General features: G+C 59.1%; 10 protein-coding genes. 6 read left to right on the forward strand and 4 right to left on the reverse strand.

Annotation, left to right across the window (positions count from 1 at the left end; translation table 11 throughout):
• Positions 1–203: 203 nt before the first annotated feature.
• Positions 204–986: an HAD-IIA family hydrolase gene (locus P8A24_RS03940; RefSeq protein WP_278059956.1), complete on the forward strand. Its 783-nt coding sequence runs from the start codon at positions 204–206 to the stop codon at positions 984–986.
• Between the two features lie 97 nt (positions 987–1,083).
• Here P8A24_RS03940 and P8A24_RS03945 read toward each other — a convergent pair whose 3' ends face one another.
• Entirely contained in the window at positions 1,084–2,940 is a 1,857-nt protein-coding gene (locus tag P8A24_RS03945) for a helicase HerA-like domain-containing protein (RefSeq protein WP_278059958.1), read from the reverse strand.
• Between the two features lie 166 nt (positions 2,941–3,106).
• Between P8A24_RS03945 and P8A24_RS03950 the strand changes: the two genes are divergently transcribed.
• The 5 genes from P8A24_RS03950 to pntB all read left to right on the forward strand — a co-directional run bounded on the left by P8A24_RS03950 (position 3,107) and on the right by pntB (position 9,632).
• Complete coding sequence (locus tag P8A24_RS03950) at positions 3,107–3,976, forward strand: helix-hairpin-helix domain-containing protein (protein WP_278059960.1); 870 nt, start codon at positions 3,107–3,109, stop codon at positions 3,974–3,976.
• A gap of 144 nt (positions 3,977–4,120) precedes the next feature.
• Positions 4,121–5,698, forward strand: a complete 1,578-nt coding sequence (locus P8A24_RS03955) for a ComEC/Rec2 family competence protein (RefSeq protein WP_278059963.1) — start codon at positions 4,121–4,123, stop codon at positions 5,696–5,698.
• Positions 5,589–6,551: a DNA polymerase III subunit delta gene (gene holA / locus P8A24_RS03960; protein ID WP_278059965.1), complete on the forward strand. Its 963-nt coding sequence runs from the start codon at positions 5,589–5,591 to the stop codon at positions 6,549–6,551. The genes P8A24_RS03955 and holA overlap by 110 nt, the downstream gene beginning before the upstream one ends.
• 101 nt (positions 6,552–6,652) lie before the next feature.
• Positions 6,653–8,185, forward strand: coding sequence for a Re/Si-specific NAD(P)(+) transhydrogenase subunit alpha (locus P8A24_RS03965; RefSeq protein WP_278059967.1), 1,533 nt, complete (start codon positions 6,653–6,655; stop codon positions 8,183–8,185).
• A gap of 1 nt (position 8,186) precedes the next feature.
• Entirely contained in the window at positions 8,187–9,632 is a 1,446-nt protein-coding gene (pntB, locus tag P8A24_RS03970; RefSeq protein ID WP_278059969.1) for a Re/Si-specific NAD(P)(+) transhydrogenase subunit beta, read from the forward strand.
• Between the two features lie 127 nt (positions 9,633–9,759).
• Here the strand turns inward: pntB and rpsT are convergent, their stop codons facing one another.
• From rpsT to P8A24_RS03985, 3 genes are all read right to left on the reverse strand, one after another.
• The gene (gene rpsT, locus P8A24_RS03975) at positions 9,760–10,026 is read right to left on the reverse strand and encodes a 30S ribosomal protein S20 (protein ID WP_278059972.1); all 267 of its coding nucleotides are present in this window, start codon (positions 10,024–10,026) and stop codon (positions 9,760–9,762) included.
• 263 nt (positions 10,027–10,289) lie between these two features.
• A complete protein-coding gene (locus tag P8A24_RS03980; protein WP_278059974.1) occupies positions 10,290–10,916 on the reverse strand; it encodes a type II toxin-antitoxin system PemK/MazF family toxin in 627 nt (208 codons plus the stop codon).
• A gap of 68 nt (positions 10,917–10,984) precedes the next feature.
• Positions 10,985–11,497, reverse strand: a complete 513-nt coding sequence (locus P8A24_RS03985; RefSeq protein WP_278059976.1) for a PH domain-containing protein — start codon at positions 11,495–11,497, stop codon at positions 10,985–10,987.
• Positions 11,498–11,539: the final 42 nt, after the last annotated feature.

Raw genomic sequence — 11,539 nt, forward strand, 5'->3', positions numbered from 1 at the left:
CGGCGGGTTTCGCAAAATAGTTTGCGAAACCCGCCGTTTTGTGCCCGATCCACGGGTGCTTTCTGACGGCGCATAGGGGATGCGATGTTCTTCGGCGATTAGACGAGCGCCCAGGTGGCCCTGCATTTTCGCAGTTCAAAGGGTGTGTTTTCCGTGAGCGATACTAGGGTTACCCAATCGTAGGTTAGTGGTATAACGGGGGTATGAATGAACGTATTGATAGTTGGCTGACCGATATGGATGGCGTGCTAATCCACGAGGGCAATGCCCTCCCCGGTGCGAACGAGTTCATCACGGCGCTCCAGGAGAACAACATCCCGTATTTGGTGTTGACGAATAATTCGATTTTCACCCCGCGTGATCTTTCGGCGCGTCTAGAGGCGTCGGGGCTGAACGTGCCTGAGGAACACATCTGGACGTCAGCACTCGCCACCGCGCAGTTCCTCGCGAACCAGTCACAGTCGCGCCGCGCTTTCGTTGTTGGAGAGGCTGGGTTGACCACTGCATTGTACGAAAAAGGCTTCGTCATGACGGAACAGAACCCTGATTTCGTGGTGTTGGGGGAGACTCGCACTTATTCGTTCGAAGCAATCACGAAGGCGATTCGCCTGATCGACGCCGGTGCTCGTTTCATCGCAACGAATCCCGATCCCTCGAGCCCATCGGCCGAAGGAAAGATCCCGGCAACGGGAGCTGTGGCTGCAATGATCACGAAGGCAACAGGTAAGAATCCGTACTATGTGGGCAAGCCAAACCCTGTGATGATCCGCAATGGATTGAACAAAATTGAGGCTCATTCGGAGCACACGGCGTTTGTGGGCGACCGCATGGATACCGATATTCAGTCGGGTATGGAGGCGGGGTTGCAGACCCACCTGGTGCTTTCTGGCTCCACCACACGCAGTGACATTACGCAATACCCGTACCGTCCGGATTTCGTCCATGAGTCGATCGCGGATGTCGCACAGCTCGTGGCATCGGACTAATTTATGCCGGGCGTTTTCGTCAAAGGTGTGGCTTCACGGAACACTTCCGTGAAGCCACACCTTTTCTTCATCACCGAGAGATCGGGCTGTTGGGAGGTTACTTTCTGCGCGTCCCAAAGATCGAACGGAGGATCTCTCGCCCAACGGTGCGCCCGACTGTGCCCACGATCGAATCCACAACGGATTCGCGGCGCCGCTTGGAGCGTTCGGCTTCCTTTTCAGCCTCGCGGCGGGCACGTTCCGCTTCCTTTTCCGCAGCTTTGCGATCCGCTTCTGCCTGCTTTTCGAGCTCGCGGGCGCGGCGTTCCATTTCCTTTTGGGCCTCCGCCTCGGCTTTTGCAGCAGCTTCGGCGTCTGCCTTTGCTTTCGCTTCGGCTTCGATTCGTTGTGCGAGGAGCTCGGTGGCGGACTCGGGATCGACGGCGTCCTTGTACTTCGCCATCGTGGGGGAGGCTGCGAGTGCCCCAGCGACGGCGGCATTAGAGCCGACTCCCATCACCGACGCTGGTGCCCAGATCTTGGTGGGCGCGACGGGGGAGGGACGGCCCTTCGGATCCAGAACCGTCACAATGGCCTCGCCGGTTCCCAGCGACGGCAAGAGCGCTTCGAGATCGAGCTCGGGAGTGATCGGGAATGTCTTGACTGTTTCCTTGAGCGCGGCAGCATCTTGAGGCGTATGAGCGCGCAGAGCATGCTGAACCTTCGCGCCGAGCTGAGCGAGGACGTCGGCAGGGACATCCTTCGGGGTTTGGGTGACGAAGAAAATGCCCACGCCCTTGGAGCGGATCAGACGGACCGTCTGCACAACCTGCGCGAGGAATTCCTTCGACGCATCGGTGAACAGCAGGTGAGCCTCGTCGAAGAAGAATACGAGCTTCGGTTTCTCAGCGTCGCCGACTTCGGGCAGCTCCTGGAACAACTCGGCGAGCAACCACATGATGAATGTGGAGAACAGCGCGGGTTGGGAACCGACGTCGGGAAGCTCAAGCGAGGAAATGACGCCGCGCCCGTCAGTAGCAGTACGCATAAATTCTTTCACGGAGAACGCAGGCTCGCCGAAGAATGAGTCGGCTCCTTGGGCCTGGAGGGCGGCAACCTCGCGCAAAATCACGCCCGCCGTCGCGGACGCGACTCCGCCGATCCCGGAGAGCTGTTCTTTTCCGGCGTCCGAGGTGAGGTACTGGATGACGTCGCGCAGATCGCCGAGATCGATGAGTGCGAGCCCGTTTTGATCTGCCCAGTGGAAGATCAGCGAGAGTGCTGATTCCTGGGTTTCGTTGAGCCCGAGCACCTTTGCCAACAGAAGCGGGCCGAAGTCGGTCACAGAGGTGCGGATTGGGGTTCCGTTGCCATTACCGCCGAGCGTGTAGAGTTCCGTCGGGAACGATTTGGGCTCCCACGGTTGGCCGTTCGCGGCGGTGCGAGCGAGAAGTTTCTCGCTCGAGGGGCCGGGTTCAAGGAGTCCAGTGAGGTCGCCTTTAATATCGGTGATAAAAACGGGCACTCCTGCGTTCGAGAGCGACTCTGCGAAAAGCTGGAGCGTACGCGTTTTTCCGGTACCAGTTGCACCGGCAACGAGCCCGTGGCGGTTGAGCATCGCGAGCGGCAGCTTCACGGGAACTGACGGCACGGGAGTGCCGTTTTCCATATACGAACCAAGGGTAAAAGTGAGGCCTTCGTAGGTGTAACCGTCGGCGACTTTCTGGGCATAGTTGCTGATGGGCGCCGCCTCCGGTTCGCTTGCAGGAGCCGGCGCTGGAGCCTCGCTTGGGCTCAGAGCGTCAGTTTGTTCGCTTCCCGACGCCGGTGCGGTAGGTTCGGCTGGTGTGGGACTCCCTGCCGCGGCGAGTGCCGCTTCGAGTTGTGCTTTCGCGGCTGCCGCCTTTGCGGCGGCGGCTTCTGCTTCTGCTTGCGCTGCCTCAGCTTGGAGGCGCTTGATCTCGGCTTCGTTCATGCACACATGATACGTTGTCTCGGCCACATTTTTGTTGTGAGGCAACGGCGATTTCATTGTTGAAGCATCTCGAAAATGTATCCACAGTTTGCAGTAGTGTGGTGTTTTTCCACAGGTGTCTGCCCTGAAAGGGCAAGGGATGTTGTGGACGTTTCATACTGGGCTCATGGAAGTACCACCACGGGCGTTGAGAGAACTCAAGCGTGCGCCGCGCGATCGGCGTCGCGAATCAGAGCGTATGCAAAGAGAGCCGCATCAGGGTCGCGCTACTGCTACGGGATTCGCTCATGTCGCCCTTGCGGCGGGCGTGGGCGACGATATCGGAGCGCTTTCCGAGCAGCCCCCGAAATGGAAGATCCGCCTGACGGCCGAACAGGGACGCCTCGTCGCTGTGAGTTTGATCCTCGTCACTGTGGTTGTGTGCGTGCTCCTTGTGTGGAACCGGCCGGGGCAAGCTATCGAATTCCCATCGCAGGTGCAAAGCTCTGCTGCGTTCGCAACTCCTCAAGCACCGAGCTCTTCAGCAGTGCAGCCAGGTCAAGGCTCGAGCGTCTCGCCTGCACCTCCTTCGGGTGATGCGGTCGTCTATATCTCCGGAGCGGTTGTGCGCCCCGGCGTCGTTACAGTGCCTCAGGGAGCGCGCATCGACGACGTCGTGAAGGCAGCCGGAGGGTTCGCGCAGCAGGCGGATACTTCAGCTGTTAACCTTGCCGAGAAAGTGGAGGATTCGCAGCACATCCACGTGCCTCGCGTTGGCGAACCTTTGAATGGTACTGGCCATGTGCCCGATCACCCAGGCGAAAAGAACACACCGCAGAACAATAGCGGAAGCGCAACGCAGGAGAACACTGTGAATCTCAATTCGGCTACGGTAGCTGAGCTCGAAGCAATCCCTGGTGTCGGTCCTGTCACCGCCGCCGCGATTGTCGAATATCGAACGAGTATTGGTTCTTTTTCGTCGGTGGATCAGCTTACCGAAGTCAGTGGTATTGGCGTCAAAACGCTCGAGAAAATTCGTCCGCATGTGCGCCTCTAGCCCAGGCGTATACCAAATCATTGCGTGTCGACAAACATTTGTCAGTATCGCAATGGCACGGAAGCATGTGGTTGTTACGTCTTCAACACGACAATCGTGGGGGTGCTTGCCATGATGATTCGCCGTCCGGTGAGGTAGCGAGAGATGGGCGACCTTCGGCTCGGGCCAGCGGCCGTCGTGTTGTGGCTTGGTGCGATCTGTAGTTGGCATTCGCTGACGTTGACGCTTGCCGGCCTCATCCTCGTTCTGGGGGCTGCTTTGTGGCAGGGCGAGGAGAGCATTCGTCATCTGGTGTGTGTTTGCGCGGTGGCGCTCGTGTGTACGAACGTTTCGGGAGCTATCCACGATTCCCTCTCCCACAGGGATCCAGCGGTGACTGCGGCGGCGCAGGATGCATATGTTCGGGCGGTGGTTGAAGTTGCCTCGCACCCCACTACTGACACTCATGGGGGAGCGAAATTTCGGGGCGTTGTGAGCGCGGTCGAGTTTCGCGGAACGGGATCGACGTCCGCATCGCACGTTGAGATTCGGCTCACCCGCCCCGAGATCGTCACTCTGGGGGAAACGCTGCTCATTCGCGGCCGTGTGGGGGTCAGTCCGCGGGGAGGTGATCTGCAGCTTCGTGGCGTTATCGAAAGCCGTGCACCTCTGTCGTCTTCTTCCCGTGTTGCCCGGACAATCCGCGAGCGCTTAACGCAAGCATTACGGGGCGACGATCGCTCAGTGGCTGGCCTGCTCCCGGGCATCCTCGTTGGCGACGATTCGGAGCTCGATCGAGATCTGAAAACCGAGATGCGGAGTTTGTCACTCTCGCACCTCACCGCAGTGTCGGGAGCCCATGTTTCGTTAGTAGTTGGTGGGATCATCGCGATGATCGGGCTGCGACGTGGCTGGCTCGGTGCGGTGAGCGCTCTCGCTGGTATCTGGGCACTTGTGCGGCTTGTCGGCCCGGATTCGTCGGTGTTGCGAGCAGTCTGGATGGGTGTTGGCATGTGCACCGGGTACGCACTACGCCGGCGCGTGAGCGCTTTCCCGCTCCTTGCACTGACGGTCGGTGGTACGAGCTTGGTCGATCCGCATCTGGCGACGTCGGTGGGCTTTGTATTGTCGGTGCTCGCGACGGCGGGGATCATTACCGTCGGGCGCCCGTTAACTCGCGCGCTTTCCTCGCTTCCAAAACCGTTGGGAGAGCTTATCTCCATACCGGTGGTCGCAAGCCTTGCAACAGCTCCGGTGGTCGCGAATTTTCAAGATGAGGTGTCTGTCTGGGGTGTGGTCGCGAACGTCGTGGTTGCGCCGGTGGTAGCTCCGCTCACGATCACGGGGTTGGCGGCGTCCGTTCTTTTAATGGTGCCAGGAGGCTCACTGGTGGCGTGGGTATTTCTCGGGGTGGCGAAGGCGTGTACGTGGTGGATCGTCGCAGTCACGCATGTGTGCTCGAGTTTCCCGTTTTCCCAGGTCCCTTTCGGTATTGCGGCACTGGTGAACGCCGGAGTCGTGGCGGCGCTAGTAGCAGCCTTGGCGCTGATGAAATACCGCAACACGCGCGTCATCGCTGACGAAACGAACTGCACGCCAAAAACTGTCATAGGTGCATGGAATAATAGTGGGCATGCAGTGGAACGAAATTCAGGCAGCGCCGGTAGTCCTCATCAAGTCGGAGGAACCGGTCTTCGCAGATCGGGCGTGGGAGTTGCTGAGGGATCAGCTCCGCCACCGTGATCCGAATACCGAGTTCGTGCGCGTGGACGCCGCCCAGTATCAGCCTGGTCAGCTCGCGGCGCTCGCGAGTCCGTCACTGTTCGCCGAGCCAAAATGTCTTTATGTTCCTGCGCTGGAAACTCTGGATACACCGCTTCAGGCAGATCTTGCTACGTACCTGGAATCTCCAGAACCCGACGTCGTCGTTCTTCTGCGTCATAACGGCGGGGTACGTGGGAAGAAGGTGCTTGAGGAACTCGCAGCTGCCGCAGTGCCAACCGTTGTCATTCCGAAAGTGAAGACCGCCTCAGACAAGGCGGACGCTGTGATGGAGGTGGTGCGTTCGCGCCGGCGTCACATGAGTTCCGAGGCGGTTGGCGCGCTCGTTGATGCACTCGGAAGCGACGTTCGGGAATTACTTGCCGCGGTCTCTCAGTTGCTTGCGGATGTGGAAGGTCGGATCGAAGAAACCCACGTGCATACATATTTTGCTGGTCGCCTCGAAGCAACGGGGTTTAACGTTGCCGATGCCATGGTAGCGGGGCAGACGGCCCGTGCTGTGCAACTTGCTCGGCATGCTATGGCGACGGGCACATCTCCTGTCGCGATCGTCTCGGCGTTGGCGTTCTCGCTACGCCAGATGGCACAGGTGCTCGGTGCGCGTTCGTCGAAGCTCGGTGTGAAAGTGCAGATGGCGCCGTGGCAAATGGATCGTGCAAAGAGAAGCATCCGGAACTGGAGCGTTGCTGGCCTTGGGCGAGCGATCGAGCTCGTCGCAGCTGCCGACGCAGAGGTTAAAGGGGGGTCGCGTGATCCAGGGTTTGCCCTTGAGCGAGCGATTGTGAGGATTGGGCGAATTCGTAAGAGAGGATAATTCGCGTTTCGTTCCTCTGATAAAAAGTGACGTAGGTCCTAAAATGAAAGTGTGAGCCGCGTATCAATACAAGAACGCGGACTAAATGAAAAGGAGATAAGGTGCGTATTGGAGTACCAAATGAGTCTCGCCATGGCGAGGCCCTGGTCGCTACCACGCCTGATACTGCTGGGAAACTCATCAAACTCGGCTACGACGTTGTTGTCGAGAGCGGTGCGGGGGAGCGTGCAGCATACCCTGATCAGCAGTACGTAGAGGCAGGGGCTTCCATAGTTTCACGCGACGAGGTGTGGACAAGCGATATCGTCGTCACACTTGACACGCCACAGGATTCCGAACTCGATCTCATGGCTCGAGGCGCGACGCTGGTTTCGCGGCTTGCGCCAAAGCGTAACGAAGCAACGATCCAGGCTTTGGCTGAGCGAGGGCTGACAGGGCTATCGATGGACATGGTTCCGCGTATCTCGCGTGCCCAGTCAATGGATGTTCTCTCGTCGATGGCCAACCTTGCCGGTTATCGCGCGGTGATCGAGGCCGCTAACGCATATGGGCGTCTCTTTTCTGGCCAGGTTACGGCTGCGGGTAAGATGCCGCCGGCGAATGTGTACGTGATCGGCGCCGGCGTTGCAGGTCTGGCTGCGATCGGTACTGCTCACTCGATGGGCGCGCAGGTATTCGCAACGGACGTCCGCGAAGAGACAGCCGAGCAGGTGGAGTCGATGGGCGGAAGCTTCGTGGCGATTCCAGTTGCCGGCCAGAAGAGCGAGGATGGATACGCGAAGGAGATGACGGCAGATCAGGCACAGGCTGCCGCGAAACTCTACGCTCAGGAAGCCGCGAAAGCCGATATTGTCATCACCACGGCCAATATTCCGGGCCGCACCTCACCGATCCTTTTGGACGATGCTGCGGTCGCTGCGATGAAACCAGGCTCGGTGATCGTCGATATGGCTGCCGCGAACGGCGGCAACGTCACTCTGACGCGATCTGGCGAAGCAGTCGTCACAGATGGTGGCGTCACTATCATCGGCTATTCCGATTTGGCTGGGCGCCTGCCGGGGCAGGCCTCGCAGCTCTACGGCCAGAACTTGGTGAACTTCTTCAAGCTCACCACGCCGGAGAAGGATGGCGTGCTCAACCTTGATCTGAACGACGAGGTCGTTCGCCAGATGGCCGTGACTGTCGAGGGGGAGGTGTTCTTCCCGCCACCGCCGGTCAAGGTCTCGGCTGCTCCCGCAAAGTCGCAGACTGCGCCAGTTGCGGAGCCTGCGCCTGAACCGGAACCGAAATCGTGGCTTGCGCGCTACTGGTGGGCTCTTGTCGCGGCCGTGGTACTCGGCGTGCTGATCTTCCTCGCGCCACCGGCGATTGCCTCACACTTCATGGTGTTTGCCCTTGCCGTCGTCGTCGGCTTCTACGTGATCACCAACGTCACGCATTCACTCCACACGCCACTGATGTCGGTGACTAACGCAATCTCGGGAATCATCGTGGTCGGTGCGATCCTCCAAGTTGGAGCAAATAACGTCGCCGTTCAGATTCTCGCCGCGATTGCAGTGGCGGTTGCCTCGATTAACGTGTTCGGTGGCTTCGCAGTGACCGAACGCATGCTGAAGATGTTCCGGAGGAGCTGAAATGAATACTTACGCAATTCTTGGGACTGTTATCTCGATCCAGACGCTCGCGTATATCGTCGCAGCGCTGTTGTTTATCCTCGCACTTGCAGGGCTGTCAAAGCAGACCACCGCTGAGAACGGCAACCGATTCGGTATCGCGGGTATGGCCGCAGCGCTGATTGCGACCGTGGTTGTTGTGCTCACTGCTTCTGGTGAGTTGATGGGAAGCCGGCATCTTGTTGCCGTGCTTGTCCTTCTGGTGGTCGCGATCGGAGTGGGCGGCGCTTTTGGGATCTACAAGGCCCGAAAAGTCGAAATGACAGGCATGCCGGAGCTTATCGCACTGTTGCACTCCTTCGTCGGTTTTGCCGCCGTGCTCGTGGGCTTTAACTCTTTCCTTCTCACGCCGGGTAGCGATAGCCCCGAGAACGCTTTCCATATGGGAGAAGTTGGCCTCGCTGTTTTTATCGGCGCTGTCACATTCACCGGTTCGATCGTCGCCTACTTGAAGCTGAGCGCCAAGATCAAGGGAGCGCCGCTCACACTCCCGGGCCGCAACTGGCTCAACCTCGGCGCTATCGTGGTCTCGCTCCTGCTGATCGTGTGGTTCGCCTACACACGGTCCGTTGCTATGGGGCTTATTCCGTTACTTCTGCTAACGGTGGTTTCCCTCGCACTTGGAGCACACCTCGTCGCGGCGATCGGTGGTGGCGATATGCCCGTGGTCGTCTCGATGCTGAATTCGTACTCGGGCTGGGCGGCTGCGATGGCAGGCTTCACGCTCGGTAACGATCTTCTGATCATCACCGGTGCGCTCGTCGGTTCCTCTGGTGCTTACCTGAGCTACATCATGTGTAAGGCGATGAACCGGTCGTTCATTTCGGTGATTCTCGGTGGTTTCGGGTCCGACGGCGCCACCACTGGCGAGTCGAAGGATTACGGATCGCATACCGAGATTTCTCCGGAGGATGTGGCAGAGCTCCTCAAGGGCGCGAAGCGTGTGGTGATTACTCCTGGCTACGGCATGGCTGTGGCGCAGGCACAGTACCCGGTAGCAACGCTCACCGAGAAACTGCGCGCCCAGGGGGTGGATGTCACGTTCGGTATCCACCCTGTTGCGGGGCGCCTGCCTGGTCACATGAACGTCCTTTTGGCTGAGGCAAAGGTTCCTTACGACATCGTTCTCGAGATGGACGAGATCAACGACGACTTCGCTGATGTCGATGTCGTGCTTGTGATCGGTGCAAACGATACTGTGAACCCCGCAGCGCAAGAGCCGGGCTCGCCGATTGCAGGAATGCCAGTTCTCAAGGTGTGGGAGGCGAAGCGAGTGATCGTCTCGAAGCGTTCGATGGGCAACGCCGGCTACGCAGGCGTTCAGAACCCGCTGTTCTTTAACGAGAACACGGATATGATGCTCGGAGACGCCAAGGATTCGGTGGAACGAATCGTGGCCGCGCTCTAAAACACAGGTAACAGCGGCGCATAAAGGTGGTGGCTTCGGTTCCGAAGCCACCACCACAAGCCGCGAATAAAAAATGTGAGGGCCGGATCAACAGATCCGGCCCTCACGTTTCGTCAGCGTGGGTGCATCACTTGCCGAGCTTGGCAACCTGCTTTGCAAGCTTCGACTTGCGGTTGGCGGCCTGGTTCTTGTGGATGATGCCCTTCGAGACAGCCTTATCAAGCTTACGCGAAGCAACCTTCAGCTCGTCTGCAGCCTTCTCGGCATCGCCAGCGGCGATAGCCTCGCGGGTCTTACGGACAAGGGTACGCAACTCCGACTTGTAGCCCTGGTTGCGCACGCGGCGCTTCTCGTTGGTCTTGATACGCTTCTTCTGCGACTTAATGTTTGCCACTTAATAACTCTTTCACTTCTCGTACGTGCGCCTGCACGCACGAAACTGACATGGTCGTTGAGGGCTTGCCTGATCCGGACTGCCGGGCGTGGGGACACCCGTGGAAAGAATCAAGGCCGAACTTTTCACCCGACCGAGCTCAAAGTCCGAGAAACAACATTACCAGTGTGGCTCTTCATTTGTGAAGGAACTCCACACGATTCTCGGTGGAGCGCGTCACGTGAATGGTGCAGGCATAGAGTGAACACAAAGTTCGGTTACCGCTACTGGATTTGTGCGAGCTTGTTCACTACAGCCTGGAAGATTGCAGAATCAATGCGCCCACCCTCGCGTCGTACAGTTTGCTCGTGCACGACGAGCAAACGATCGAGACGCACTTCGCTCGGTCGGCGTTTCGGATCCCAATCTCCAGAGCCGATATCCATCCACTGTCTGCCCCAGCGTGCTTCCTGAGCGGCGTCGATATCGTGATCTTTGGAGGTCAGCTGAGCCACGATCACGTGCGGGCCTTCCTGCGCGACAACCAAGACGGGGCGGTCCTTTCCGCGTCCGTCGTTCTCCTCGTAGGGGATCCACGTCCACACGACCTCGCCAGGGTCCGGAGCGCCGTCGTGCTCGGGAGCGTATGAGAAGGCTGGCAAGCCGAGCGCGGCGACGTCGTAGACGAGCGCTGGTTCGTCCGGGCCAGGGAACTGCGCGGTTGAGTGTGCAATCCCGTCGCCGGCGGACCTATCTGCCCGGGACGCTTGCGTGTGTGTTGTCGCCGTCGTTCGGCGTTGCTTTCCCGAAAGCGAGTCGGTGACGGCGCGCTCCACTTCCCGGCTTGCCCGGCGAAGCAGAGTGCGGCCGACGTTGCGGATTATCGAGGAGAGGATGTCGGTCCAGGCCATCACAATTCCTTTCGTTGGGTGAAATTCACAGCTGCCGAAGGGGCGTGAGGTCCTCCTCGGCTGGTGGGTTAGTCGTCGGGGTCGACGTCGGCCGCGGCGGAAGCGTTTCCGAACAACAGTTCCGTCAGTTCCAAGTTCACCTTTTCAACTTCCGGAACGTCCGTCAAAAACAAAGGGTTTCCGGCAGACGTTTCCAGAACGAGCGTTCCGCACCCGAAGAGGCGATCAACGAAATCGCGCTCGTAGGAAACGTTGGAAATGCGCGAAAGCGGAATATCGTGCCCTGCCTTGGTGAGGATTCCCGCGCGAGTGATCACGCGCCGATCCGTGATGGTGTACGTGGTGGTGAGCCACTGGAGGAACGGGTAGCCCACGAAGATCACCAGGAGGACGAGCGCCGTGATTCCCGCAGCCAGAGCGCCCCATGGCCACAGCGAATCAGGAAGATAAACGAGCGCGATAATGACGAGGGCGATCACCACGATCCCGACTGCGAAATTTCCTGTGAGAGCCTTGATGTGCTCATGCATGTGGCGGATCACGCGTTCGTCGCGCCCCAAGAGTTTGTTCGGAAAAGCCATAGGTCTATGGTGCCACGCGCGTGGCGTGAGGGGAATTTGGGA

It is taken from the genome of Arcanobacterium wilhelmae (assembly GCF_029632765.1).
GTDB classification, from domain to species: Bacteria; Actinomycetota; Actinomycetes; order Actinomycetales; family Actinomycetaceae; genus Arcanobacterium; species Arcanobacterium wilhelmae.

What these genes read in the sequence shown, in the direction of transcription:
- P8A24_RS03940 (WP_278059956.1), top strand. Translation starts at nt 204, where the DNA reads ATGAATGAACGTATTGATAGTTGGCTGACCGATATGGATGGCGTGCTA.
- P8A24_RS03945 (WP_278059958.1), bottom strand. Translation starts at nt 2,940, where the DNA reads ATGAACGAAGCCGAGATCAAGCGCCTCCAAGCTGAGGCAGCGCAAGCA.
- P8A24_RS03950 (WP_278059960.1), top strand. Translation starts at nt 3,107, where the DNA reads ATGGAAGTACCACCACGGGCGTTGAGAGAACTCAAGCGTGCGCCGCGC.
- P8A24_RS03955 (WP_278059963.1), top strand. Translation starts at nt 4,121, where the DNA reads ATGGGCGACCTTCGGCTCGGGCCAGCGGCCGTCGTGTTGTGGCTTGGT.
- holA (WP_278059965.1), top strand. Translation starts at nt 5,589, where the DNA reads ATGCAGTGGAACGAAATTCAGGCAGCGCCGGTAGTCCTCATCAAGTCG.
- pntB (WP_278059969.1), top strand. Translation starts at nt 8,187, where the DNA reads ATGAATACTTACGCAATTCTTGGGACTGTTATCTCGATCCAGACGCTC.
- P8A24_RS03980 (WP_278059974.1), bottom strand. Translation starts at nt 10,916, where the DNA reads ATGGCCTGGACCGACATCCTCTCCTCGATAATCCGCAACGTCGGCCGC.
- P8A24_RS03985 (WP_278059976.1), bottom strand. Translation starts at nt 11,497, where the DNA reads ATGGCTTTTCCGAACAAACTCTTGGGGCGCGACGAACGCGTGATCCGC.